The sequence below is a fragment of the Dietzia sp. PP-33 genome, assembly GCF_033790845.1.
Lineage (GTDB): Bacteria > Actinomycetota > Actinomycetes > Mycobacteriales > Mycobacteriaceae > Dietzia.
In genome coordinates this window covers 238,409-263,160 of record NZ_JAMYEI010000007.1, presented here as the reverse complement: position 1 = coordinate 263,160, position 24,752 = coordinate 238,409, and the positions used below count along the sequence as shown (strand labels likewise).

Below are 24,752 nucleotides of genomic sequence, written 5' to 3'. Positions count from 1 at the left end.
CCGTGAGCAGGACATCGAGAGTGATCACCGTGGGGTACTACGCGGCGGCAGAGGACGCGGCGGGAACTGCCCGTGAGCGGCTCCACACGGATGCGGAGACAATCGGCGAACTCGCCCGCGAGGTCTGCGAGCGCCACGGTGAGCCGTTGGCCAGCATCGTCACGGTCTCGTCGTTCCTGGTCGGCGAGGAGACCACGCGCGACCCCGCCGCATCGATCGACGGTGTCTCCGCCGTCGACGTCCTTCCCCCCTTCGCCGGGGGCTGACCGGGTATGCGACGTCCGGGCATCGCGGTGGTGGGCGTCGCCCTGGTGTGTTCGGGGCTGGCGTGTACGCCCGAGGAGGCCGAGGCCTCCACCACGACCCTCGGTGTCGCGGCCGCTCCCTCGCTCTCCGCGGCGTTCACGGAGATCGTCGGGATCTTCGAGGACGAGAACCCCGGCGTCCGGGTACACCTGGAACTGGGTCGGTCGGACGACATCTCCGAGGGACTCTCCGACCGCACGGACCTCAACGTCTTCGCCTCCGCGAGCGAGGACGCGATGGCGCACGCAGTCGAGCGTGGGACGGCCGCCGAGCCCCGGGTCTTCGCCCGTAACCACGTTGTGGTGGCGGTCCCGTCCGGCAACCCCCGCCAGGTGCGCGGATTGGACGACCTCGCCCGTCCGGACCTGCGCGTCGGATTGTGCGACGTGTCCGCCCCCTGCGGGAAGGCGGCCGAGAAGCTGCTCCTCGCCGCCGGCGTGACGCCGGCGGAAGTGACCTGGGAGGTCGGGTCGCGGGCGCTCAGTGCCCGGCTCGCGGACCACGAGCTGGACGTGGGAATCGTCTATCGGACCGATGTGGCGGGGTCACACGGCTGGGTCTCCGACGTCGATGCCAGCGCCGACATCGATGAGCAGGAGCGGGAGCTGATGCGGGAGGCGGGCACCACCCGGTACGTCCTGGCCCGGGTGCCCGGCGGGGAGGTCGGACCCGATGCGGAGACGAAGCGGATCGCCGCTGCCGGGTTCCGGGAACTGGTGACCTCCGAGCGCGGACGGCAGGCGCTGCGCAACGCCGGGCTGGGCCCGCTGCCGGCCTGACGGCGACGTCCCGAAACGCGGGCAGTCGCCGTCACAGGCCGCCGGCTCCCCCCTGTGATCCGACGTCAGACCAACCAGTCGTTCGGCGCGAAGAGCTCGGCGTGCACCCGGTCCGCGTCGATGCCGGCCGCCAGCACGGCCTCGCGGGCCGCCCGCAGGAACGCGGTGGGCCCGCACAGGTAGACGTGGGCGTCGGCGGGCAGGTCCACCGCGCCCAGGTCCAGGTAGCCGGAGTGGACCGTGCCCGGGCCCTGCGCGGTGTCGGCGCCGGTCTCGTACCAGGTGTGCACCTGCGCGTCGCTGAGCAGCGCGGTCTCCCCGGAGACCTCCGTGGCGAGCACGTGGTCCGCCGGGGCCCGGTCGGCGTGCAGGACCAGGACCGTCCGGGCGGGGTCGGTGGCGGCCAGGTGGGCGATCATGCCGAGCATCGGGGTGATGCCGATGCCGGCCGAGATCAACGCGACGGGCGCCGCGTCGGCGTCGGCGGCGTCCAGGACGAGGTCGCCGAAGGGCAGCGTCACCTGGAGGTCGGTCCCCACCCGGGCGTGGGAGTGGAGCCACGAGGAGACCTCACCGGCCGGGCACCCGGTCTCACCGGCGGTGGTGGTGGCGTCGACCCGGCGGACACCGATGCGCCAGGTGCCGTCACCGGGGGCGTTGGACAGCGAGTACTGGCGGAGCTGACGCGCGCCGTCGGGCAGCACCACGCCGACCGAGGTGTACTGACCGGGCCGGAACGTCGGCAGGGCGGTCATCTCCGAACCCTCCGCTGCGCCGAGGGTAAGCACGGTGACGGAATCAGTGACGTCCTCGCGGGCGATCACGGTGGCTGTACGGAAGACGTCTCCCGGTTCGACCTCGGCCTGCGCGTAGAGGGCCTTCTCGAAGTCGATCAGGACGGCGGCCATGATCCAGTAGACCTCGTCCCACGCGGCCGCGACCTCCGGGGTGATCGCCTCGCCCAGCACCTCGACGATCGCGGCGAAGAGGTTGTCGTGGACCACCTGGTACTGCTCGGGCGTGATGCCCAGGCTGGCGTGCTTGTGCCCGATCCGGGAGAGCATGTCGACCGGGCTCCTGCCGTCCACCAGCAGCGTCGCGAAGGTGGCGATGGAGGCGGCGAGCGCGCGCTGCTGGGCGCCCAGCTTCTGGTTGCCGCGGTTGAAGGTGTCACGCAACAACTCGGGGTGCTTGCCGAACATGGTCCGGTAGAAGACCGGGGTGATCTCGTCGATGTGCGCGCCGATGACGGGGAGGGTCTCGCGGACGACGGCGGCGTGCTCCTCGGAGAGCTGGCGGGGGTGGGCGAGGATCGACTCCAGTGAGGCGAGTGACGTGGTCATGGGGATCTCCTTCTTCGGTGGCGCCGGGGCCCGTCCGAGCGGTTCGGTGGGCGCGATGGGCGCGACGGGGTGGTCCGGGACCTTGGCGGGCCGGACTGGGGTGGGGTATGGATCGGTGGTGGTGGGGTGTGGATCGGTGGTGGGGACCGGCTAGGGGCCGGGTCCCAGACTGAGCAGCACCTGCCGGGTCGGGGTGTGGACGATTCCTGCGACCGTGAGCGGATCGAGAGCGGAGAAGAACGCCTCGCGGGCGTCGACGAGAGCGCGTCGCAGGCCGCAGTTGCCGGCCAGCGGGCAGGGCGACGGGCCCTCGCACTCCACGACCTCGCCCGGCCCCTCGAGCTCACGCAGCAGTTGTCCGACGGACGCTCGACGGCCGGCCTCGGTGATCACGAGCCCGCCGCCCCGGCCCCGCCGGGACTCCACCATGCCGAGCTCCACGAGCCGGGACACGGTCTTGGCCACGTGCGAGGTCGAGGCGTTGACCGACTCGGCGATCCCCGCGGCCGTCATGCGGTCGCCGCGCCCGTCGGCCACGGCGAGGCGCATCAGGGCGCGGAGCGCGAGATCGGAGTACCTGGACAACTGCATGACGCCGAGCGTGCCATATTACGAATCTTGTGTGCGCATTTGCCGGAGTGATCTCAAATACGTACTGAACTGGGCATTTGACGAACCCTCCCACCTGCGCAGACAGTTCGCGACAGTCGCTGGGGGATCCGGATCTCCGCGCCGCGCAGGAGGAAGCCGGGGGTGGAATCGGCCCGACTAGGATCGACCACCATGGCCGCCTCCCTCCTCGTCGCCGGCACCACGTCGGATGCCGGCAAGAGCGTGGTGGTGACCGCGCTGTGTCGGGCGTTCGCGCGGCGGGGCGTCAGGGTCGCGCCGTTCAAGGCGCAGAACATGTCCAACAACTCGATGGTCGTCCCCGGGCCGGCGGGCTTCGGGGAGATCGGGCGCGCGCAGTGGGTCCAGTCGCTCGCCGCGTGCGCCGAGCCCGAGGTGGCCATGAACCCGGTGTTGCTCAAACCGGGCGGCGACCGGCGCAGCCACGTGGTGGTCATGGGCCGCCCCGGCGGGACGGTGTCATCCCGGGACTTCGTCGACGGTCGCGCGCATCTCGCGTCCGCCGCCCACGCCGCGTACGACGACCTCGCCGACCGGTTCGACCTGGTCCTGTGTGAGGGCGCCGGCAGCCCCGCCGAGATCAACCTCCGCGCCGGCGACTACGTCAACATGGGGCTCGCCCGTCACGCCGACATGCCGGTGATCGTGGTGGGCGACATCGACCGCGGGGGAGTCTTCGCCGCGATGTACGGCACGGTGGCCCTGCTGGACGCTGCCGACCAGCAGCTCGTCGCAGGCTTCGTCGTCAACAAGTTCCGCGGCGACCCGTCGCTTCTCACACCCGGGCTGAACCGGTTGGAGGAGCTCACCGGTCGGCGGGTCCACGGTGTGCTGCCCTGGAGTCCCGACGTGTGGCTGGACTCGGAGGACGCGCTGGATCTGGCGGGTCGCCGCGCCGACCCCGGACGTTCCCTGCGGGTCGCCGTGATCAGGTTTCCGCGGATCAGCAACTTCACCGACGTCGACGCCCTGGGACTGGAGCCGGACGTGGACGTGGAGTTCGTCACCGATCCCCGGTCCGTCCGCGGTGCGGACCTGGTGGTCCTGCCCGGCACCCGCGCCACGATCGACGACCTGGCCTGGCTGCGCGCCCGCGGCCTCGACCGCGCGGTGATCGACCACGCCCGGGCCGGGGGATCGGTGTTCGGGATCTGCGGCGGGTTCCAGATGCTCGGACGCCTCGTCCGCGACGCCCACGGGGTCGAGGGCCCCGAGGGCGCGCAGGTCGAGGGGCTCGGGCTGCTGGACGTCGAGACGGAGTTCGGCGCGGAGAAGGTACTCCGCCTGCCGGAGGGCACTGCCCTCGGCGAGCAGGTCGGCGGGTACGAGATCCACCACGGGCGAGTGAACCCCGGCGCGGACGAGGAGTTCCTCGGGGGCGCCAGGCGCGGCGGCGTGGCGGGCACCATGTGGCACGGCAGCCTGGAATCGGACGGGTTCCGCCAGGCCTATCTCGCCGAGGTGGCGGCCCGGGTGGGCCGGATCCGGGAGCCCTCGGGGGTCGACTTCGCTGCCGCGCGTGAGCGGCGGCTGGACCTGCTGGGCGATCTGGCGGAGGAGCACCTCGACCTGGACGCCCTGGTGGAGCTGGCGCGCGACGGCGCGCCGGACATGCCGGCCCTGCCGCCGGGGGCGGGGCGATGATCCTCGTGTTGGGCGGGACCGCCGAGGCCCGTGAGCTGGCCGTGCTGTTGCAGGACGCCGGTCACGGGTTCACCTCGTCCCTGGCGGGGCGGGTGGCGCGCCCGCGACTGCCCGTGGGCGAGGTCCGCATCGGGGGTTTCGGCGGCGTCGAGGGGCTCCGGGAGCACGTGTCCACGACTGGGGTCCGCGCGGTCGTGGATGCCACGCACCCGTTCGCGGTGGGGATCTCCGCCAACGCGGCGAGCGCCTGTGCCGCGGCCGGCGTCCCCCTGCTCCGGCTGGAGCGGCCGGGGTGGGCCTCGGCTCCCGGCGCCGCCGCGTGGCACTGGGTTTCGGGGCACGATGAGGCCGCGGAGACCGCGGCGGAACTCGGGGACCGCCCGTTCCTCACCGTCGGCAGGCAGTCGCTGGGCCGCTTCACCGGTCCGCTCGCCACCCGCGCGGCCCTGGTCAGGGTCGTGGACCCTCCGGACGGTCCGCTCCCCGGGAGCTGGCGGATCCTGCTGGACCGGGGGCCCTATTCGTACGAGGGGGAGCGGGAGCTCGTCACCGAGCACGCTGTCGACGTGCTCGTGACCAAGGACTCGGGCGGTTCCCACACCTGGCCGAAGATGGCGGTGGCCGCCGAACTCGGGCTGCCGGTGGTCGTGGTCAGCCGGCCGGGGGCCGCGCCGGGCGTGGAGGTCGTGGTCGACGCGGTGGCCGCCGCGGAGTGGGTCAGCGCACTGTCCTGAGGCACCCCCGCGCCCGAGGCCGACGTAGCGCCCGGAGTGGACCACACGTGTCCGGCCGCACCCGACTGAAATGGACCGCTGTTCACTTCGGAGGGTGGCCTGGAGGCGATCGCACAGCGCGCGCACCGTGCACGCACGGTGCACGCACCCGTCGCGGGCCCGCCGGGACCACCGGTCTCGGTCGGCGGCCCGGCGCTCGACCGCGTTGCGACCGGGTCGCCCGAAGTCTTGGTCTCTACATTTGCCGAGTCCGGGGTCATCTCCCGGTCCGGCCGCGTCGGGGCGTCTAGCACGGTCGATCTGATCGGGCGACCGGCCGGGGCTCACTCGCCACGACCTCGCCACCCCACGGAGCCGTCTTCTCCCGGCCGCCCCGACCGAGGATCGAGTTGGAAGCCGATTGTGTGAAATCCCTACACACTCAGAGACCTGTGAATAGTGTGACCACCATCACATCAGGAGGCCGAGTGTTATCAGTTCGCAATCTTGAGGTCGTCTACGACGACGCCATGCTGGTCATCAGAGGTGCGAGTTTCGATGTGCCGGACGGCCACATCGTGGCTCTGCTCGGTGCGAACGGTGCCGGGAAGTCGACACTGCTGCGCAGTCTCTCCGGGTTGCTCGATGTGCACAACGGAGCGATCACCAAGGGGAGCGTCACGCTGGACGGTGACGACATCGGTTCCCTGAGCGCGCCGGCGATCGCCAAGCAGGGGGTCAAGCACGTCCTCGAGGGCCGACGGATCTTCAAGGAGTTCTCGGTCGAGGAGAATCTGCGCATCGGTGGGCACGTCCGACGACGCCAACTCCGCGAGGGACTCGAGCGCGTCTACGCACTCTTTCCCGTACTCCACGAACGCCGCTCCCGGGTAGCCGGGTACCTGTCCGGTGGCGAGCAACAGATGTTGGCGATCGGGCGGGCGCTCATGTCCGCTCCCCGCTACCTCCTGCTGGACGAGCCGAGCCTCGGTCTGGCGCCCAAGATGGTGGAGCAGATCCGCGACATCATCGTCGAGATCAACGCCCAGGGGACCGGCGTCCTGCTGGTCGAGCAGAACGCGGCCATGGCGCTGTCGATCGCCCGGCACGGATACGTCGTGGAGACCGGCCGCGTCGTCATGGACGGCCCGGCGGCAGAACTGCTCGACAACGACGACATCCGCGAGTTCTACCTGGGTGCGCGCTCCGATTCCGACCAGGCGAAGTCCTATCGCGACGTCAAACAGTACCGGCGCCGCAAGAGGTGGGCGTCATGACGACTCGTCCCGTCCCCGCGCCGGTCGTGGAGTTCTCGGAGGTGAGTCTGTCCTTCGGGAATCTCAAGGCCATCGACGGCGTCGACTTCACCGTGAACGAGGACGAGCTCTTCGCGATCATCGGCCCCAACGGAGCAGGCAAGACCAGCATCTTCAACGTCCTCTCGGGTGTCTACAAGCCCCAGCAGGGTTCGGTGACGCTGCGGGGCCAGCAGCTGCTCGGGATGCCTCCGCACCGGATCGCCCGCCTGGGAGTCGCCCGGACGTTCCAGAACGTCGAGCTGTTCGCCAATCTGACGTTGGTCGACAACCTCATGCTCGGACGGCACGTGAAGTTCCGCTACGGCACCTTCGCGGCGATCGCATGGGTGGGGCAGGCCAGACGGCAGGAGGAACTGAATCGCGCGGCGGTCGAGGAGATCATCGACCTGCTGGAACTCCAGGCGTGGCGCAAGCTCCCGGTCGGACTGCTTCCCTACGGCATCCAGAAACGCATCGAGCTGGGCCGCGCTCTGGCCATGGAACCCGAGATCCTTCTCCTCGACGAACCCGTGGCCGGGATGAATCTCGAGGAGACCGAGGACACCGCACGGTTCCTCCTCTCGATCCGACAGGAGTTCAAGACGCCCATGATTCTCGTCGAGCACGACATGAGCCTCGTCATGGATATCGCGGACCGCGTGCTCGCCATCGACTTCGGAGCCCCTCTGGCCCTCGGTAGCCCCGAGGAGGTCCAGAGCCATCCGGCGGTGGTGGAGGCCTACCTGGGCGGCCAGGCCGCCACCCCCGCGAGCGGAGGAGGGAGTTGATGAGCACCACCACTCTGGCCACGAGGGTCCGGGACAACGCCGCAGCCCACCCCGGCGACGTGGCGCTCCGGAGGAAGTCCCGGGGTGTCTGGAAGCCGACGACATGGGCGCAGTACTGGGATCAGATCCAGGACGTCGCGCACGCGCTGGTCGCGCTGGGCATCGAGACCCAGGACCGCGTGGCGATCCACAGCGAGAACCGGCCCGAATGGCTGATCTGCGACATCGCGACCGTGGCCGTCCGCGGTGTCACCGTGGGGGTCTACCCGACCAACCCGGCCGCCGAGGTCGGGTACCTGCTGGAGAACAGTCAGGTGAAACTGCTCGTGGCAGAGGACCAGGAGCAGGTGGACAAGGCCCTGGACGTCTCGGACCAGTGTCCCGAGCTCACGCACATCGTGTACCTGGAGCCGCGCGGCGTCTTCGGGCACTACCGCGACGATCGTCTCCTCCACTGGGACGACTTCCTCGCCCTGGGTCGCGAACACCGGCAGTCGGATCCGGGGGCCGTGACTCGACGAATGGAGCAGGCCCGACCCGATGACCTCATCACCCTCGTCTACACCTCCGGGTCGACCGGACCTCCCAAGGGGGCGATGCTGACCACGTCCAACGTCGAGTTCGCGATCGACACCGTCATGACCCGCGGGGGGACGTCCGACCCGCCTCCGGGGCCGTCCGACTACGTACTCACCTACCTCCCGCTGTCCCACGTCGCCGAGCGGTTCTTCACCACGTGGATGAGCTGTGCGAGCCGGCTCCAGGTGACCTTCGCCGAGTCCATCGACACGGTGCCCCAGAACCTGCAGGAGGTGCAGCCCACACTGATCATGGGAGTGCCACGGATCTGGGAGAAGCTACTGGCCTCGGCCCAGATCCGGTTGGAGGACGCCACCTGGCTCAAGAGGACATGGTCGGCGTTCTGGCTGGGCCGGGCCGAGCAGATCGGGGACGCCCTGGTCTCGAACGGCGGACGCCACACCGCCTCGAGCCGTACGTGGTACGCGCTGGGCTGGGTCTGCATGTACCGGGCACTGCGGGTCCGGACGGGGTTGCGGTACGCACGATACGCGGTCTCCGGAGCGGCGCCGATAGCCCCGGAGGTGCTCAAGTTCTTCATGGGGATCGGTGTTCCGATGCACGAGCTGTACGGGATGACGGAGAACTCGGCGATCGCCACGACCAACAAGCCCGGGCGGGTGAGGCTCGGGACCGTGGGTGAGCCCCACGACGGCACTGAGCTCAGGATCGACGAGACCACGGGCGAGATCCTCGTCCGGAGCCCGGCGGTGTTCGTCGGATACTGGCGCAACCCCGAGAAGACGGCCGAGACCATCGACGCGCAGGGCTGGCTCCACACCGGCGACGTGGGCGAATGGGTCGACGGGACCCACGTCAAGATCACCGACCGGATGAAGGACATCATCATTACCGCCGGTGGCAAGAACGTGTCGCCGTCGGAGATCGAGAACGGCCTCAAGGTGTCCCCCTACATCAAGGAGGCGATCGTGATCGGCGACGGACGCAGGTTCCTCACGGCGCTCATCGGGATCGAACTCGAGACCGTCGGCGACTGGGCCACCCGCAAGCGGATCGCCTACACCACCTACCGGGACCTCACGGAGAAACCCGAGGTACGTGAGCTGGTGCAGGGGGTCGTCGACGTCACCAACTCCAGGTTCAACGCCGTGGAGCAGATCAAGGCGTTCGCGCTGCTGCCCAAGGAACTCGACCACGACGAGGGTGAACTGACCGCCACCCAGAAGGTCAAGCGCTCGGCGGTGACGGGGCTGTTCGCGGACCTCGTCGACGATCTGTACGCGGTGCCGCGATGACCCAGTTCCTCTCCGCCCTGAGCGTCGGTCTGGGTTCGGGTGCCATCTACGCACTCGTCGCGATCGGCTTCGTCATGATCTTCAAGGCGACCGGTGTCATCAGCTTCGCGCAGCCCGCGTTCCTGATGTCCGGCGCCATCATCGTCAGCTTCCTCGCGCCGTTGATGGGCTTCTACGTCGGCGCCATACTCGGGGTGATCGCCATCGGCGTCGTCGCCCTGCTCGTCGAACGGTTGACGATCCGTCCGATGATCGGCAAGGCGGTGTTCATCATCGCGATCATCACCGTGGGACTGGATATCGTCATCCGCACGATCGCCGGCATGTTCCTGGGCTCCCAACCGCGCTCCGTCGGGGACCCGTGGGGGACCGACGTCTCGGTGATCGCCGGGGTCGTCATCCAACACCGGCACATGGCCGCGTTCGCCACCGCCACGGTGATCGTCATCGCCCTCCTGTTGTTCTTCCGGTACTCGTCGGTCGGCCTGGCGATGCGGGCGGTCGCATCGGACCAGGAGGCCGCGATGGCCCAGGGTGTCAGTGCCAGCGCGATCTTCGCGCTGTCCTGGGCGATGGCCGGCGCCCTGGCCGCGATCGCGGGGATCTTCGCCGCGACCGGCGGTCCGATCGGCAACACATTGTGGCTGGTCGCGCTCATCGCACTGCCCGCGATCGTCATCGGCGGATTCGACTCGATAGGTGGCGCGATCATCGGCGGCCTGACCATCGGCATCGCCCAGGCCGTCGTCTCGACCTACCACAACCAGTGGTTCGACGGCAGTGGCATCCTGCCGGACCTCACCACCAACCTCGGTCCACTGATGCCCTGGATCATCATGCTCGCGGTGCTCCTCGTCAGACCGCACGGACTGTTCGGAACCAAGGAGGTGGAACGGGTATGAGCCATCTCGTATCAGCAGCGGACCCATCCGGTACGTCGAGCGGGCCGACCGGCCGGACACCGGACGCCCCGCCACCGAAGACCGGGACCGGGCGTCGGATCGGATTCCTCGGACGGCCCCGCGGTCGGCCGGAGCTCTACGCCAGCTACCGGCAGGAGCAGGCGCTGTTCAACACGCGCGCCAAGGCGATCGGCGTCGCGCTGCTCATTCTCATCGCGGTCCTGCTGCCGCTCAACGTGAGCGACGACCTGCTGCGGATACTCGGGCTCGGGCTCGTACTGGCCATCGGCGGTATCGGTCTCAACCTGATCACCGGATACGCGGGTCAGATATCCCTCGGGCACGCCTTCTTCGTGGGGGTCGGTGCGTACACCGCCTCGGTGGTGGCCGGCGATCCCGAGGGACGCGCACTGGGCCTGGGCATCACCTTCATCCCGGTGTGGATCATCGCCGCAGGCGCGATGGCGGCGCTCTGCGGGGTGGTCGTGGCCCCGTTGGCCATCAGGTTGCGGGGTCTGTACCTCGCGGTGGTGACCCTGGGACTGGTCTTCCTCGGCACCTATGTCTTCACGGAGTGGGCGAGTGTGACCGGGGGGCAGGGGGTCGGTCGGGAAGCGCCCCGGCCCGTCCTGTTCGGTGACGATCTCACCCTCGACAGTGCGTTCACCTCCGATCAGAAGCTGTACTGGTTCTTCCTCGCACTCCTGTTGATCGGGGCGCTGGCGGCCCGGAACATCGCCCGCTCCCGGATCGGGCGTGCCTTCGGGGCCATTCGCGACCGCGACATCGCGGCGGGTGTGATGGGCGTCGACCTGGCGCGCTACAAGCTCATCGCGTTCACGGTCTCGTCGTTCTACGCGGGCGTGTGCGGGTCCCTGCTGTTCGTCGCGAACCGACACTTCGGGCCGGAGCAGTTCGGACTGATCATGTCGATCCAGTTCGTCGCCATCGTCTTCATCGGCGGGGCGGCGACCATCTCCGGATCGATCATGGGCGCCCTGCTGATCGCGTCACTGCCACGGATCTCGGCCGAGATCGCCCACCTGTTCCCCTTCATTTCCACGGCACCCAACGCCAGCCCCAACGTCTACGAGGTCGAGGCGATCCTGTACGGCGGCCTCATCGTGGCGTTCCTGTTGTTCGAACCCCGCGGCCTGTACGGCCTCTGGCTGAGGCTGCGGATGTATTGGAAGAGCTTCCCGTTCACCTACTGAACTCACCCACGACTGAACTCACCCACCGAACACCCGAGGAGAACACCATGAAGTCCAAGACACTACGCAGCGGGGTGGCCGGCCTGGCGGCGCTCGCACTCGTCCTCGCCGGCTGTGGCCGCGACGACGCCTCCGACACCGAGACCGCAGGCATCACGGAGGAGCCGTGCCCGAACGCGGTCGACGAGTCGAACGGGTGCATCTACCTTGGGGCGATCACCGACCTGACGGGTCCGTTCTCGCCGGTCGGCGCGCCCATGATCGAGGGGGCCCAGGCCTACTGGCAGAACGTCAACGAGAACGGTGGCATCGAGGGCTACGAGGTCGACATGGTGACCCACGTGCGGGACAGCGGGTACAACGAGACCACCCACTCCCAGGAGTACCAGGAGATCAGGGACGAGATCCTGGTGCTGGCCCACTCGTTGGGCACGGCCCACACCAACGGCATCCTCGACGACACGCGGCAGCAGGAGATCCTCGCGGTCCCCGCCTCGCTGGGGTCGAACTGGCTGTTCGAGGAGGGGGTGCTGGAATTCGGCACCAGCTACTGCGCCGAGGCCATGAACATGGTGGACTACGCCGTCGACGAGCTCGACGCGTCGAGCGTCGGCGTGGTGCACTTCCCCGGTGACTACGGTGACGACGCCGCCAACGGTGCGGAGATCGCCGCCGAGGAGCGCGGGATCGAGTTCACCCGCTACACCACGGCTCCCGGCGGGACCGACGCGCAGACCGCGGTGATCCAGCGGATCCTGGCCGACCGACCGGACGTCGTCCTCCTGGCCACCAGCGCCATCGAGACCGGCGCCATCGTGGGTGCGACCGTCGCGCAGGGGTACGAGGGCCAGTTCATCGGCGCCACCCCCACCTGGAGCGCGGGGTTGATGGGAAGCCAGGCCGCGCCGGCCCTGGAGGCCAGCTACCTGGGCGCCGCCACCGTCGCACCGTGGGGTTACGACTCCGAGGGGCACAACGAGATGCGGGAGGTCGCCGAATCGATCGGGGCGGAGCCCAACGACTGGTTCGTGTTGGGCTGGGCGGCCCAGACGGTCATCCGCGGCCTGCTCCAGGAAGCGATCGAGAACGACCAGCTCAGCCGGGCCGGGGTCTTCGAGACGGCCGACTCGCTGACGGGACTGGACACCAACGGGATGTTCGCCGAGGGCGCCGGTGACTACTCGGGAGAGGTCAACGATCACGCCTCCCGCTCGACCATCATCAACCGGATCGAGGCGGACAGCCCGACGGGACTCGTGCTGGAGGAGGAGTGGTACGAGGGACCGACCGCGGCCGACTTCGAGTTCACCGAGGCCTGCTACCTGATGTAGCCATCTGCTGTCACCGAGTGGTGACGCCGGGTCCACCGCCCGGCAGGGCGGTGCCCCCTCAGCTCACCCTGACCGGTTCATACGGACCGTATGTCGACAACCGCCGACATACGGTCCGTATCACCGTCGGTACGCGGTCCCGCGACGGACGTCGCCGCCGCCCCGGCGGCGTGCCGGGTCACCGCCGCCGCGAAGCGCGCCGCGAGCGACGGGTGCCCGGCCCAGTGGGTGTGGAGGTACGACGCGTGCAGGGTGTCGGTCGCGAAGCCCTCGTCGCGCTCGGGTCCCGCCCACGCCCCGCGCATCCCCGCCCCGCTCATTCCCGCGCCGCCCATTCCCACCGAGGGGCCTCCGGCGCCGGGGTTTCCGGCGCGGGGGGTGACGGTGGTGCGGTGGAACTCGTGGCCGGTGACCTCGGTGCCCGCCACCGCCAGGAGATTCGTGCTCCGCGCGGTGACGCGACGGTAGCCGAGCGTGAGCCGGGGGGACATGGCCGCGTCCGCCGGGACCGCGCCGATCATCGGGGCGCCGTCGAGGGTGCGACAGAGGTAGAGCAGCCCCGCGCACTCGGCGACAGTGGGCACTCCCGCGCCGAGCGCGGTGCGCAGAGCCGTGAGCATCGGCCGGTTGGCGGCCAACCCCGCGGCGTGGACCTCGGGGAACCCGCCGCCGAGGTAGATCCCCGCGGTGCCCTCGGGCAGCGCGGAGTCGGCGAGGGGGTCGAACACGGCCACGTCGCAGCCCGCGGCGGCGAGCAGTTCCACGGTCTCGGCGTAGCGGAAGGTGAAGGCGCGCCCGCCGGCCACGGCGACCACCGGTCGTCGGGGGCCCGAGACGGACAACGAGGCCGGCCCGGAGCCGGGCAACGCTCCCGCCAGGGAGTCGCCGGCGGACCAGGCCGGGCCCGGCAGCGGCGGCGCCGAGTGGGCGAGCCGCATCACCGCGTCCAGGTCCACCGAGGCGGCGATGCGGTCCGCGAGGTGGTCGAGGCTGCCGGCGGCGCCCGGTCGCTCGGCGGCCGGGACCAGCCCGAGATGCCGGGACGGCGCCGTGACGTCGTCGTCCCGACTGAGCACGCCGAGCACGGGGATCCCCAGTGGTTCGAGGGCCCGGCGCACCTCGTCCGAGTGTCGGACGGACCCGGCCTTGTTGAGGATCACGCCGCCGATCCGGACGGAGGGGTCGAACGTCGCCATCCCCAGCACCACGGCGGCGATGCTGCGCGAGGCGTGGGAGATGTCCACCACGAGCAGGACCGGGGTCTCGGTGAGGCCGGCGACGTGGGCGGTGGAGGAGAAGCCGTCGCCCCCTATCTGGCCGTCGTACAGACCCATCACGCCCTCGATCACCGCGATGTCCGCCGGTCTCGGTGCGGCCTGCGCGCCGTGCAGGAGCAGGGGGACGATCCTGTCCTCGCCGACCAGGTGCGGGTCCAGGTTTCGGCCTGGCCGACCGGTGGCGAGCTCGTGGTAGCCCGGGTCGATGTAGTCCGGTCCCACCTTGTGTCCCGAGACCGTCAGACCCCGGCGCCGCAGCGCGGCCATGAGCCCGGTGGCGACGGTGGTCTTGCCGTGCCCCGACGCCGGGGCGGCCACGACGAGCCGGGGTAGGTCGGTGCGCGACGCGCTGGACGAGGCGGTGGACGAGGCGGTCACCATTCGATCCCCCTCTGACCCTTCTGGCCGGCGTCCATCGGGTGCTTGACCTTGGTCATCTCGGTGACCAGGTCGGCGGCCTCGAGCAGCCGGGGGTCGGCGTCGCGACCGGTGATCACCACGTGTTGGCGACCGGGACGGGACATCAGCGTCTCCACCACGTCGTCGACGTCCACCCAGCCCCACTTCATGGGGTAGGTGAACTCGTCCAGCAGGTAGAGGTCGTGGCGCTCGTCGGCCAGGCGGCGCTTGATCTCGGCCCAGCCCTCGGCGGCGTCGGCCGCGTGGTCGTCCTCGGTGCCCTCCTTGCGCGACCACGACCAGCCCGAGCCCATCTTGTGCCACTCGACGGGCCCGCCCTCACCGGTCTCGTCGTGTAGGCGGGCCAGGCGTTCCATGACCGTCTGCTCGCCGATCCGCCACTTGGCGGACTTGACGAACTGGAACACCCCGATGTCCCACCCCTGGTTCCAGGCGCGCATGGCCAGGCCGAACGCGGCCGTGGACTTTCCCTTGCCGGGCCCGGTGTGGACCATGATCAGCGGCTTGTTGCGGCGTTGCCGCGTACTCAGCCCGTCGTCGGGAACGATGGCCGGTTGTCCCTGCGGCATCAGGCCACCTCTCCCTCGGTTCGCGCGGGGTTCCGCGCGGCAGTGTGCGACCGCACGGTGCGGGTAAGTCCCTCGGCCGTCACCTCGCCCAGGGGGATGTGTTCGGCGCCCAGGTGGGCGGCCAGCTCGGAGGCCAGGCCCATGCGGAACCTGCCGCTCTCGCAGTCCACCACCACCGACGCCACACCGAGGGAGGCCAGCCCGGCCGCCGCGGCACGGGACTGGGCGAGGGCGTCCGGGCCATGGGTGGCCCGGCCGTCGGTGACGACGACGACGAGGGGTCGCCGCTGCGGGTCGCGGACCCTCTCGATGCGCAGGACCTCGGCGGCGGTGAGCAGTCCCTCCGCCAGTGGGGTGCGGCCCCCGGCGGGCAGCTCGGCCAGGCGGGCGGCGGCCACGTCCACCGAGGAGGTGGGCGGCAGGGCGACCTGCGCGCCGGACCCGCGGAAGGTCACCAATCCCACCTTGTCGCGTCGGCGGTAGGCATCCAGCAGCAGGGAGAGGATCGCGGTCTTGACCTGCTCCATTCGGGTGCGCGCGGCCATCGATCCCGAGGCGTCCACGCAGAACAGCACCAGGTTGGCCTCCCGCCCCTCGCGGACCGCCGAGCGCAGGTCGCGGGCGGACAGGAGCAGTCGCCCGCCGTCGCGGCCCGAGTTGCGCCCACGCGCGGCCTGCTGGGGCGCGGCGGCGCGGATGGTGGCGGGCAGGTGCACGTCGGAGCCGGTGAAGCCGGCCGAGCCCGTGCGCCGGCCGGTGCTGGTGATGGCCCGGGACCGGCGACCGGAGACGCCGTTGCCGGTCCCGGTGACGGTCAGCAGCCGCGTGCGGTAGGGCGCCGAGGCCGCCGTGACCGTCCCCGGCTCGGTCGCCGCGCCGCCCGGTCGGCTGTTCTGCTCGGCCCCGTCGCCCTCGGGTCGCGGGTCGCCGGGGTCGGTGCGATCGCCCTGCTCTTGCACCCGGCCGTCGTCGCTGGAATTCTGCTCGGAGTCCGGCCCGGTGTCCGGGTGCTGGTCAGACTGCTCTGCGGACGCCGGGGAGTTCTCCCCGGCGGGGGGCTGCTGGGCGTCGGAGTCTCCGGCGTCGCCGGTGTCCTCGGCTGATGCGCCTGAGTCGCCGTCCTGCGGGCCGGTCGTGGCGTCGCTCGCGTTGTCGTCGTTCTTGTCGTCATCGCCCGGGCCGTCAGTCCCGGGGCCGTCGTCCCGCGGATCGGGCTCGTCGTCGTCTCCGAGGAGGCGGTCGAGGAGGTCCTCGTCGAGTCCGGGGGCGTCGAACGGTGCGCGGCGCCGGCGGTGGGGGAGCGCCATCCGCGCGGCGACGCGGATGTCGGCGCGGGTGATCCGGGTCCGGCCCTGCCAGGCGGCGTGGGCGGCGGCCGTGCGCGCGGTGACGATGTCCGCGCGCATGCCGTCGACGTCGAAGCCCGCGCAGACGGTCGCGATCTTGGTCAGCGCCCAGTCGGTCAGCTCGACGGCGTCCACGCGCTCCCGTGCGGCGACGATCCGTTCGCGCAGGGCGAGTTCGTCGGCCGCGAAGGTGGCGGAGAAGCCCTCCGGGTGGGAGTCGAAGGCGACCCGGCGGCGGATCACCTCGGCCCGCAGCGCCGCCTCGCGCGGGGCGGACACCTCGACGGTGAGCCCGAAGCGGTCGAGCAGCTGGGGCCGGAGCTCGCCCTCCTCGGGGTTCATGGTGCCGATCAGGACGAAGCGGGCGGCGTGCTCCACCGACACCCCGTCCCGCTCGACGGTGACCCGTCCCATCGCGGCGGCGTCGAGGAGCTGGTCCACCACGTGGTCGTGGAGCAGGTTGACCTCGTCCACGTAGAGCAGTCCGCGGTGCGCGCGGGCCAGCAGGCCGGGCTCGAACGCGGTGACACCCTCGCTCAGGGCCTTCTCCAGGTGCAGCGATCCGGCGATGCGGTCCTCGGTCGCGCCGATCGGCAGCTCCACCAGCCGGACCGGCCGGTGCTCGGTCGGCGCGTCGTGGGGAATGGGCCCGTCGGGGGTGTCGGTGCCGCGGTCGGCCGGGGCGCTGGAGAACCTGTCGCCGGCCACGACCTCGATCTGCGGCAGGATTCCGGCGAGGGCGCGGACCATCGTGGACTTGGCGGTGCCCTTCTCTCCGCGGATCAGGACGCCGCCCACCGATGGCGAGACCGCGTTGAGGAGAAGGGCCAGCGCCATGTCGTCGGAACCGACGACAGCGCTGAAGGGGTAGTGCTGTGGCATGGGGGCTCCCGCTCTCGTCTGCCAGGCTGGTCAGCGCGAGGCCGGTCTCCGGACTTCCCGGCTCATCTCGGGCGTTCGCGCTGGACGCGATCGCCCGAAAGGCCGGGTTACCGTAGCGGGCCCTGTGCCGGAATTTCACCGGCTTCCCTGATTCTCCCCGCGGCCGCCGGAGCGGTCGTGGGGCACCTCGTGCTGTTGGGTGTAGTTGTTTCTCCTGGCCGAGGCTACCCAGCGTCCACGCGGTCCGGGCGGCCGGGCCGGGCGGTAGGGTTCCGCGTCATGAACGCACAGGTGGTCGTGGTGGGGATCGGCGGTGACGGCTGGGCCGGCCTCGACGAGGCCCGCCGCCGCGCCGTCCTGGGCGCCGACGTCCTGCTCGGCGGGGAGCGTCACCTGGCGATGGTTCCGGCCGAGGCGACGGCCGAGCGAGAGCCGTGGCCGCGGCCGATGCGCTCGGGGCTACCTGATCTGGTGGAGCGCTACGACGGGCGGTCGATCGTGGCCCTGGCCTCGGGTGACCCGCTGGTGTCCGGGGTGGCCACGACGTTGATCGACCTGCTCGGCCCGGATTCTGTGGAGGTGCTGCCGGCGGTGTCGTCGGTCTCCTTGGCCCGCGCCCGGATGCGGTGGCCGGCCGAGACGGTGGCGGTGCTGCGCGACCACCGCGAGCTTCCCCGTGACCTGGCGCCGGGGCGGCGGCTGTTGGTGTTGAGCGCCGACCGGCACACTCCTGGGCACGTCGCCGCGATGCTGACCGGTGCGGGTTTCGGCGCGAGCGCGCTGACCGTGCTCGCCGACCTGGGGAGCCCTGCCGAGGCACGTGTGTGCTGCCGCGCCGACGAGTGGCCGGCCGGGGAGGAGGCGCCCCAGCTGCACGTGCTGGCCGTCGAGTGCGTGGCCGGTCCCGCTGCGCTTCCGCTCGGACTCGTTCCCGGGCTGCCCGACGACGCCTTCGAGAACGACGGCCAGCTCACCCGCCGCGACCTGCGCGCCTCGGCCCTCTCGCGGCTCGCCCCCACTCCAGGGGAGCTCTTGTGGGACGTGGGCGCCGGCGCCGGATCGGTGGGCATCGAGTGGATGCGCGCCCACCAGTCCTGTCGCACAGTGTCTGTAGAGGCCGATCCCGAGAGGGCGGCGCGCGTGGAGCGCAACGCCGCACGCCTGGGGGTTCCGTCGCTGGAGGTCGTCCGCGGCCGGGCGCCGCAGGTTCTCGAGGGGCTGCCGCGGCCCGATGCGGTGTTCGTGGGCGGAGGCGGCACCGCTCCCGGGCTGCTGCGGCAGTGCTGGGAGGCGCTGCGCCCCGGCGGCAGGCTGGTCGCCCACGCGGTGACGATCGAGACAGAGCGGGTGCTCATCGATGCCCGCGCGGAGTTCGGCGGCGAGCTCGCGCGGTTCCACGTGGAACACGCCGACTCGATCGGCACGTTCACCGGCTGGGCTCCGGCGCGGGCCGTGGTGCAGTGGTGCGCGGTCAAGCCCTTCGCTGTTATGGCGGATTCTGCCGCTGCGACTGATTCCGCCGCGGCGGCTGATTCTTGGGAGACAGGGGAGACCTCGTGACCGTTCACTTCGTCGGGGCCGGCCCCGGCGCCGCCGACCTGCTCACGCTGCGTGCGGCCGCCGCACTGGCTGCAGCCGACGTCTGCCTGTACGCGGGCACCTATCTGGACGACGGCGTGCTCGACCACTGCCGACCGGGCGCGCGGTTGGTGGACACCCAGCACCTGGACCTGGACGCGATCGTCGGCGAGATCGTGGCAGCGCATGCCGACGGCCTGGAGGTGGTGCGGTTGTGCTCGGGTGACCCGTCGCTGTACTCCGCGCTCGCCGAGCAGACCCGTCGCCTCGACGCAGCGGGCGTCCCCTGGGACGTGGTGCCCGGCGTTCCCGCCTACGCGGCCGCCGCCGCGGAGCTGGGGGTGGAGCTGACCGTGCCCGAGGTGGTGCAGTCGGTGGTGCTCACCCGGGTCCAGGCGCGGTCGACCGCGATGCCGTCTTCTGAATCCCTGGAGAACTTCGCTGCCACCGGCGCGACGCTGGTGCTGCACCTGGCGATCACCCGGATCCGCGAGCTCGCCGAACGTCTGATCCCCACCCACGGCGCCGATTGCCCGGTGGCCGTGTTGGCCAACGCGAGCCGCCCGCACCGAGTGGAGCTGCGCGGCACTCTCGCCGACATCGCCGACGCGGTCGAGTCCGCCGGCCTGCGGCAGGCCGCGGTGATCCTGGTGGGCCGGGCGTTGGTCCGACCGGGGGAGGCGGAGTCGTGGTTGTATGCCTCCGATCCGGAGCGGGAGGCGAAGCGGCGCGGACGGGCGGCGGAGTAGGTACACGAACTCTCGGGGATTCGTGGACCGGGTTCGGACTGCTGATCGAGAGAAGATGACCGCAGACCAGCGAATTAGACGCAATCAGACCGTCTCGCTCGCTCCATGTTCCACCTCAAACAGATCGTTGGCGAGACTCTGTCAAGGGGGCGAGTGCGGTGCTCGTTCACGATCGGGTCACCTACGCCGCCGGCCCCCAGGATCCGCGGGCGGCCCCGGGCAGATCCATAGGGCCCGCGACGCTGCGGCACGGCGGGGCGAACTCAGCGAATGTGGTTGACATCACATTGGAGCCCCCATAGGCTTTGTGCCTAAAGCGAGTTCAGTTCACGTGGAGGGTCAATGTCGTTTCTGCTGGTGCACGGAGCTGGGATGGATGCTTCGTGCTGGGACCTGTTGGTTCCCCACTTGGGATCAGATGTCGTAGCAGTTGACTTGCCGGGGCGTGGTTCCCGCAGCGGCGAGGACCTTCGGCAGGTGACCTTGAATTCGTGTGCCGAAGCGATCGTGGCGGAGGCGATCAAGAACGACCTCGACGAGATCACCGTCGTCGCCCATTCGTTTGCCGGCGTATCCGTTCCTCGAGCGGTTGGCGGACTAGCTGGCAGACTCAAGAACCTCGTGTTCCTGTCCGCGGTTGTTCCCCCGAACGGCACGCGAGTGATTGACGGAATCGATCCCACTGTCAGGGAAGCGGTTGAGAGCTCCTTGGCCGGCGGCATCTACAGCCAGGACCCTGCCGCTATCCCGGCGATGCTGTGCAATGACATGGACACGGAACTGACCGACTGGACTGTCAGCCGAGTAGTTGATGATGCCGCGGCACTACTTTCTGAACCTGTCGACTTAGCTGGTCTGAAGGCTGACGTGCCGCGCACCTACATTCGACTCACGCAAGACGCGTGTTATACCCCTGAACTTCAGGAGCGCTCGGCGCAACGTGTCGGAGGCTCGACAGTCTTCTTTGATTCCGGGCATATGCCGATGGTCTCTCAGCCGGAAGCGCTGGCTCGACTTCTTAACGAGTTGGCCACTATCTGACTCGCGTCTCTGGTCGCCACACCGCTATCCGTATAGAACGCGAAAACTCGACTAGGTTTTGCGTCAGTCTCCTTCAAGGCAACCGATTTTCACGGGCCTTGTCGCTTGTAGCGGGGGTGGGGGATAACCCCGGGATTCAGTCGTATCGACATTTGGAGGTTGACGTGAGTACACGTACATATGACTTTGATGGGCTTCCTCAGCACCGCGATTCATCATCTCCTGACCTCCTACCTCGCGGCCGATCTCAAGCAAAAAAGCTGATAGAGAATCTGGCGTTTGATGCGACCATCTGGGGTCTTCCCGCGGTGCTTCAGTACGCCCAGCTCAGCGACTTTGTGTGGAGACGCCCTGTCGAAGAGGGTGAGCGGATCAACGTCTTTGATCACCGGCGGGGACTGGCCGGGCCTGAATTTTCAGAATTTCGTGTGCCCAATGTCGATACCTTGTACTCAAATGGGTGGATCTCGTTGTTGTCCGGGCCGGTGGAATTGCGCATTCCGGATGTGGGGGAGAAGTACTACACAGTAAATCTCTTTGACACTTTCGGGAATGCATCGAATGTGGGCAGTAGGACCTTCGGAGGTGGTCCTGGGCTGGTTCTACTCTGTACAGCTCAGCAGGCAGAGGCGCTCCCGGCAGACCGTTATGCCGAGGTCATGATCATGGCGACCCCCATCGTGTGGGCGTTGCTCCGGGTGCAGGTGGTCGGAACGAACGGCGTGGAAGACGCAGATCGGCTTCGAAAGTCGTTCACGCTGCATTCCTCCGCTGCGTCTGGCGACGCCGACAAGGTCCGTCAGGTCGATAGTGAGCTCGTCGAGGCCCAGTGGGCTGAATTCGCCAGGGCTCTCGATGCGGTGATCGAGATCTCGGGCGTCCCGGCGAGGGAGGAGGGGCTGGCAGCCCGGTATCGGGCACTTGGCATCGGGGCTGGCTCCGCGCCGCTGGATCCTGATCTTCGGGATGCTGCTCAGACGGGATTCGACAACGCGATGGATGTAGTTCGCGAGAGCAGATCCCAGCTCGGCACGCCGCTGGGTACAGGCTGGACCAAGGTTGAGGACAAGGGCTGCCATGGAATGAACTTCGTCGCCCGTGCAGTCATGAACAACGTGGGACTGGGTGCCAACGTGGTGGAGGAGAATGCGTCATTCAACGCCTACTTCGACGCTACTGGCGCTCAACTCGATGGGCGCAACGGTGCGTACGAGCTTGTTCTCAGTGAAGCGCCTCCGGTGCGTTACTTCTGGTCGCTCACTCTTTATATCGCCGCCAGTGGTCGCGTTTATGGCAACGCGTGGGGACGCTACTCGGTAGGAAGCGAATCTGAAATCCATCCCGGCCCGGATGGTGAAGTGCGTATTGCGATTGACCCGATGTTCGAGTCGAGAAGGCTTGCGGAGTCGCCACACGTCCTGCCGGCACCGGCAGAGCCGTTCTTCGTGGTGATCCGAAATTACGGTCCGTCGTCACGACTAGCCGAAGGGGGGTGGCGACCAGGTGCGATCACACTGGTCCACAACGTTGCGGGGGTCGAGACGTGAGTCTGGACATGACGGGATCGTACGAAGCGCTCGTGCTCTGGGGCTATCCGCTTGTCAGGTCTTTCGAACTGCGAGAAAAGATGACGCAGGCGCCGCTGGAGACGAACCGGGAGGCTGCTCGATCGGCGGCGGCGCCGCTCGGGAGTCTCGGGCATCAGAAGCTCTTGTCGGACCCGAGCTATCGGGTCGGTGTGGCTCCGAATGTCGACACGCTGTACAGCGTGGCCTGGGTTGACCTCGCAGAAGGAGATCTGGTGCTCGACACCCCGGACTTCGGCGACCGCTACTACGCCTTCCAGTTCGGATACTTCGACACGAGTTGCCACACGGTGGGGCAACGAACCCATGGTGGCTGTCTCGGGCCCGTGAGGATTCGCTGGAGCCCGACAACTGCGACATCGCGGGTGGACACCACGGACTCGGGGATTGAGCTCACGTGCAACTCGAGATATCTCATGGTCGCTGGGCGGATCATGGTCGATTCCGCCTCTGCAGAGGATGTGGACCGCGTTCACGCTCTCCAAGGGGAAATCGGACTGGCGAGGATCTCAGAGCCGCACGAGGTCAATAGCGGGATGCGGGGCGCTGCGTCCACGGAGATCGAGGCCGGAGCCGGGCCCGGACGTCAGTTCTTCGACACGCTGTCGCGGATCTTGGTGGATATCCCCGGCCAAGCCCTGGGCCCGGGGATCACACAAATCCTGCAGGACGTCGGGTGGCGTCCGGGCGCCGCGATAGGCGGAGGCGCCGCCGACAGCGAGATGGACGATGCCGTTGCGCGGGGTCTCGCGTCGATCCGGGAGGGGATCACTGCTGCGGGTGAAATCCGGAATGGGTGGATGATCAACTACCGCGGAGTCGACTTCGGCTCCGACTGGCTTCTGCGTGCGTCAGTGGCGATGGCGCAGATCTACATCAATCCGGCCGAAGAAGCGCTCTACCCGGTATTGGAGCGGGATGCGGCAGGGAACGCACTCGACGGCCAGTACCCGTACCGGCTCTACTTTCCGCCTGGCCAGCTGCCGCCGGTGGACTTCTTCTGGTCGTTGACCATGTATCACGCGGAAGGACTGCTGGTCGAGAACCCCATCGCGCGCTACGCCATAGGTGACCGCAGTGAACACCTGCGGTACGGAAGCGACGGATCCCTCGAAGTGGCAATCTCCCACGCCCAGCCGGCTCAGGGGGAGGGCAACTGGCTCCCAGCACCGGCGGGTGGATTCAGATTGATGCTCCGACTCTATGGGCCGACCTCGAAAGTCCTGCATGGGGCATGGAGTCCGCCTGCGCTGGTTCGGCTGTGACGACGCGTCCCGGGCGTGCGATCTCAATTTTTTCTGAATCTCACTCACATCTGTGATCCGCATCATATTATCAAACTGAAGCAAATTCACTTCATCGTTCCAGGTGGAGTCGTCACCGGAGAGGGCCTCAATGAGAGCATCAAGAGTGAGAACGGCACTGGCGGGCGGAGCTGCGCTCGCCCTGGTCCTTGCGGGCTGCGGCGGGGGCGGGGGATCCGAGTCGGAACTCGCCGGATCCTGGGATGAGATCGTGGCGGCGGCCAACGAGGAGGGGTCGGTCACGCTGTATTCGACACACTCGCCGACAAACCTTGAGGCGCTCAAGAACGCCTTCGAGACCGAGTATCCGGACATCACGCTCGAGTACGTCCGGGGTACCGACGCCGACATTCTTCCGAAGATCGAAGTCGAAAGTCAGACCGGCACTGGCGTCGCCGATGTGCATATGACAACCGACGCAGGATGGATCAGCCGGAGCCTCGAAGACCCCGATTTCTCGACGGAGGTCCTCGGCCCGAACCTGGACAACCCCGACTTTCAATCGGACAACAGCGTCATCGACGACAAGTTCTTTGTCACCAGCGCCACCGTCTTCGGCCTCGGTTGGAATACTGACGCCGTTCCCGAGGGCCTATCTACTCCCGATGACGTGATCGACCCGAAGTTTGCCGGAAAGGTCGGAATACAGAATCCCAACGGAATCGCGACCTATGTAGACATGTACACGACGATCGACGGGACGTACGGAGACGGCTTTGTCGAGCAGCTCGCCGAGGTCAATCCACGGATCTACGCCAGCAATGTGGCAATTACCCAGGCATTGGCCTCCGGTGAGATCTGGGCGGCCCCGATGGCCGGTAGTACGGTATTGACGGAGAAGGCGAAGGGGGCGCCGGTCGACTTCGCGCTACCGGAGAATCCGTTCGGGGTCCCGTGGTACACGCACATCCTCGGATCGGCACCCAATCCGAACGCCGGGCAAGTATTGTCCAACTTCCTGATCTCACCTGAAGGACAAGCGGCGATCTCCGCAGACTTCGTGGCGGCCCTGCCGAATATTCCAGGCGCCAGCGCCGTAGAGGGGTCGACCGTCACGGCTCAGGAATTCGGCCTCGCCGACCAGGAGGGCCTGGATCCTGAGTCCGTCGCCGCCTACCAGGCTGAGTGGGAAGCCATCTTCATGAGGTAACCGCTCTCTCAATCGCAGCCGACCCGTCGGCCTCCACCCTGGAGGCCGACGGGTCGCCTGCCGCCAC

The 24,752-nt window shown here is 68.9% G+C and carries 21 protein-coding genes and 1 riboswitch; of the genes, 16 read left to right on the top strand and 5 right to left on the bottom strand.

Annotated features, from left to right (window positions below; translation table 11 throughout):
* The first annotated feature begins 2 nt into the window (after window positions 1-2).
* The gene (locus tag NJE57_RS13820) at window positions 3-266 is read left to right on the top strand and encodes a hypothetical protein (protein WP_319029052.1); all 264 of its coding nucleotides are present in this window, start codon (window positions 3-5) and stop codon (window positions 264-266) included.
* 6 nt (window positions 267-272) lie between these two features.
* Window positions 273-1,085 carry a molybdate ABC transporter substrate-binding protein gene (locus NJE57_RS13815; protein WP_319029051.1) on the top strand — a complete coding sequence of 271 codons (813 nt, stop codon included), beginning with the start codon at window positions 273-275 and terminating at the stop codon, window positions 1,083-1,085.
* Between the two features lie 65 nt (window positions 1,086-1,150).
* Here the strand turns inward: NJE57_RS13815 and NJE57_RS13810 are convergent, their stop codons facing one another.
* On the bottom strand, window positions 1,151-2,428 hold the full coding sequence (locus NJE57_RS13810; protein ID WP_319029050.1) for a globin domain-containing protein: 1,278 nt from the start codon (window positions 2,426-2,428) through the stop codon (window positions 1,151-1,153).
* A gap of 150 nt (window positions 2,429-2,578) precedes the next feature.
* A complete protein-coding gene (locus NJE57_RS13805) occupies window positions 2,579-3,019 on the bottom strand; it encodes an Rrf2 family transcriptional regulator (protein ID WP_319029049.1) in 441 nt (146 codons plus the stop codon).
* A 192-nt stretch (window positions 3,020-3,211) separates the two neighbouring features.
* On the opposite strand from NJE57_RS13805, the gene NJE57_RS13800 reads away from it, so the two are divergent.
* The 8 genes from NJE57_RS13800 (at window position 3,212) to NJE57_RS13765 (ending at window position 12,783) form a co-directional block, all read left to right on the top strand.
* Complete coding sequence (locus NJE57_RS13800) at window positions 3,212-4,702, top strand: cobyric acid synthase (RefSeq protein WP_319029047.1); 1,491 nt, start codon at window positions 3,212-3,214, stop codon at window positions 4,700-4,702.
* On the top strand, window positions 4,699-5,436 hold the full coding sequence (locus NJE57_RS13795) for a cobalt-precorrin-6A reductase (RefSeq protein WP_319029045.1): 738 nt from the start codon (window positions 4,699-4,701) through the stop codon (window positions 5,434-5,436). Before NJE57_RS13800 ends, NJE57_RS13795 begins: the two co-directional genes overlap by 4 nt.
* 467 nt (window positions 5,437-5,903) lie before the next feature.
* Entirely contained in the window at window positions 5,904-6,692 is a 789-nt protein-coding gene (locus tag NJE57_RS13790) for an ABC transporter ATP-binding protein (protein WP_319029044.1), read from the top strand.
* Complete coding sequence (locus NJE57_RS13785; RefSeq protein WP_319029042.1) at window positions 6,689-7,501, top strand: ABC transporter ATP-binding protein; 813 nt, start codon at window positions 6,689-6,691, stop codon at window positions 7,499-7,501. The genes NJE57_RS13790 and NJE57_RS13785 overlap by 4 nt, the downstream gene beginning before the upstream one ends.
* The gene (locus tag NJE57_RS13780; RefSeq protein WP_319029041.1) at window positions 7,501-9,336 is read left to right on the top strand and encodes an AMP-dependent synthetase/ligase; all 1,836 of its coding nucleotides are present in this window, start codon (window positions 7,501-7,503) and stop codon (window positions 9,334-9,336) included. The genes NJE57_RS13785 and NJE57_RS13780 overlap by 1 nt, the downstream gene beginning before the upstream one ends.
* Window positions 9,333-10,238, top strand: a complete 906-nt coding sequence (locus NJE57_RS13775) for a branched-chain amino acid ABC transporter permease (protein WP_319029040.1) — start codon at window positions 9,333-9,335, stop codon at window positions 10,236-10,238. The genes NJE57_RS13780 and NJE57_RS13775 overlap by 4 nt, the downstream gene beginning before the upstream one ends.
* The gene (locus tag NJE57_RS13770; protein WP_319029039.1) at window positions 10,235-11,452 is read left to right on the top strand and encodes a branched-chain amino acid ABC transporter permease; all 1,218 of its coding nucleotides are present in this window, start codon (window positions 10,235-10,237) and stop codon (window positions 11,450-11,452) included. Before NJE57_RS13775 ends, NJE57_RS13770 begins: the two co-directional genes overlap by 4 nt.
* 47 nt (window positions 11,453-11,499) lie before the next feature.
* Window positions 11,500-12,783, top strand: a complete 1,284-nt coding sequence (locus tag NJE57_RS13765; RefSeq protein WP_319029038.1) for an ABC transporter substrate-binding protein — start codon at window positions 11,500-11,502, stop codon at window positions 12,781-12,783.
* A 77-nt stretch (window positions 12,784-12,860) separates the two neighbouring features.
* Here the strand turns inward: NJE57_RS13765 and NJE57_RS13760 are convergent, their stop codons facing one another.
* The 3 genes from NJE57_RS13760 to NJE57_RS13750 are packed head-to-tail and all read right to left on the bottom strand — an operon-like array spanning window position 12,861 to window position 17,277.
* Window positions 12,861-14,441, bottom strand: a complete 1,581-nt coding sequence (locus tag NJE57_RS13760; protein WP_319029036.1) for a cobyrinate a,c-diamide synthase — start codon at window positions 14,439-14,441, stop codon at window positions 12,861-12,863.
* Window positions 14,435-15,049: a cob(I)yrinic acid a,c-diamide adenosyltransferase gene (gene cobO, locus NJE57_RS13755; protein WP_319029034.1), complete on the bottom strand. Its 615-nt coding sequence runs from the start codon at window positions 15,047-15,049 to the stop codon at window positions 14,435-14,437. The genes NJE57_RS13760 and cobO overlap by 7 nt, the downstream gene beginning before the upstream one ends.
* Complete coding sequence (locus NJE57_RS13750; protein ID WP_319029032.1) at window positions 15,049-17,277, bottom strand: VWA domain-containing protein; 2,229 nt, start codon at window positions 17,275-17,277, stop codon at window positions 15,049-15,051. The genes cobO and NJE57_RS13750 overlap by 1 nt, the downstream gene beginning before the upstream one ends.
* A 21-nt stretch (window positions 17,278-17,298) precedes the next feature.
* Window positions 17,299-17,482: riboswitch (cobalamin riboswitch) on the bottom strand.
* Between the two features lie 74 nt (window positions 17,483-17,556).
* Here NJE57_RS13750 and cbiE point away from each other — a divergent pair.
* The 6 genes from cbiE to NJE57_RS13720 all read left to right on the top strand — a co-directional run bounded on the left by cbiE (window position 17,557) and on the right by NJE57_RS13720 (window position 24,685).
* Window positions 17,557-18,837, top strand: coding sequence for a precorrin-6y C5,15-methyltransferase (decarboxylating) subunit CbiE (gene cbiE / locus NJE57_RS13745; protein ID WP_319029031.1), 1,281 nt, complete (start codon window positions 17,557-17,559; stop codon window positions 18,835-18,837).
* On the top strand, window positions 18,834-19,604 hold the full coding sequence (locus NJE57_RS13740; protein ID WP_319029029.1) for a cobalt-precorrin-4/precorrin-4 C(11)-methyltransferase: 771 nt from the start codon (window positions 18,834-18,836) through the stop codon (window positions 19,602-19,604). The genes cbiE and NJE57_RS13740 overlap by 4 nt, the downstream gene beginning before the upstream one ends.
* Before the next feature lie 342 nt (window positions 19,605-19,946).
* Window positions 19,947-20,645: an alpha/beta hydrolase gene (locus NJE57_RS13735; RefSeq protein ID WP_319029027.1), complete on the top strand. Its 699-nt coding sequence runs from the start codon at window positions 19,947-19,949 to the stop codon at window positions 20,643-20,645.
* A gap of 164 nt (window positions 20,646-20,809) precedes the next feature.
* Window positions 20,810-22,192, top strand: coding sequence for a DUF1254 domain-containing protein (locus tag NJE57_RS13730; protein WP_319029026.1), 1,383 nt, complete (start codon window positions 20,810-20,812; stop codon window positions 22,190-22,192).
* Window positions 22,189-23,496 (top strand): DUF1254 domain-containing protein, encoded by a 1,308-nt coding sequence (locus NJE57_RS13725; RefSeq protein WP_319029025.1) that lies wholly within the window; start codon window positions 22,189-22,191, stop codon window positions 23,494-23,496. The genes NJE57_RS13730 and NJE57_RS13725 overlap by 4 nt, the downstream gene beginning before the upstream one ends.
* A 145-nt stretch (window positions 23,497-23,641) precedes the next feature.
* Complete coding sequence (locus NJE57_RS13720) at window positions 23,642-24,685, top strand: ABC transporter substrate-binding protein (RefSeq protein ID WP_319029023.1); 1,044 nt, start codon at window positions 23,642-23,644, stop codon at window positions 24,683-24,685.
* The last annotated feature ends 67 nt before the right edge of the window (window positions 24,686-24,752 follow it).

Bases quoted from the DNA above. Each gene is read 5' to 3' on its own strand.
- NJE57_RS13805 (WP_319029049.1), bottom strand. From the start codon at position 3,019: ATGCAGTTGTCCAGGTACTCCGATCTCGCGCTCCGCGCCCTGATGCGC.
- NJE57_RS13770 (WP_319029039.1), top strand. From the start codon at position 10,235: ATGAGCCATCTCGTATCAGCAGCGGACCCATCCGGTACGTCGAGCGGG.
- NJE57_RS13810 (WP_319029050.1), bottom strand. From the start codon at position 2,428: ATGACCACGTCACTCGCCTCACTGGAGTCGATCCTCGCCCACCCCCGC.
- NJE57_RS13785 (WP_319029042.1), top strand. From the start codon at position 6,689: ATGACGACTCGTCCCGTCCCCGCGCCGGTCGTGGAGTTCTCGGAGGTG.
- cbiE (WP_319029031.1), top strand. From the start codon at position 17,557: ATGAACGCACAGGTGGTCGTGGTGGGGATCGGCGGTGACGGCTGGGCC.
- NJE57_RS13815 (WP_319029051.1), top strand. From the start codon at position 273: ATGCGACGTCCGGGCATCGCGGTGGTGGGCGTCGCCCTGGTGTGTTCG.
- NJE57_RS13765 (WP_319029038.1), top strand. From the start codon at position 11,500: ATGAAGTCCAAGACACTACGCAGCGGGGTGGCCGGCCTGGCGGCGCTC.
- NJE57_RS13795 (WP_319029045.1), top strand. From the start codon at position 4,699: ATGATCCTCGTGTTGGGCGGGACCGCCGAGGCCCGTGAGCTGGCCGTG.
- NJE57_RS13775 (WP_319029040.1), top strand. From the start codon at position 9,333: ATGACCCAGTTCCTCTCCGCCCTGAGCGTCGGTCTGGGTTCGGGTGCC.
- cobO (WP_319029034.1), bottom strand. From the start codon at position 15,049: ATGCCGCAGGGACAACCGGCCATCGTTCCCGACGACGGGCTGAGTACG.
- NJE57_RS13750 (WP_319029032.1), bottom strand. From the start codon at position 17,277: ATGCCACAGCACTACCCCTTCAGCGCTGTCGTCGGTTCCGACGACATG.
- NJE57_RS13800 (WP_319029047.1), top strand. From the start codon at position 3,212: ATGGCCGCCTCCCTCCTCGTCGCCGGCACCACGTCGGATGCCGGCAAG.
- NJE57_RS13735 (WP_319029027.1), top strand. From the start codon at position 19,947: ATGTCGTTTCTGCTGGTGCACGGAGCTGGGATGGATGCTTCGTGCTGG.
- NJE57_RS13780 (WP_319029041.1), top strand. From the start codon at position 7,501: ATGAGCACCACCACTCTGGCCACGAGGGTCCGGGACAACGCCGCAGCC.
- NJE57_RS13760 (WP_319029036.1), bottom strand. From the start codon at position 14,441: ATGGTGACCGCCTCGTCCACCGCCTCGTCCAGCGCGTCGCGCACCGAC.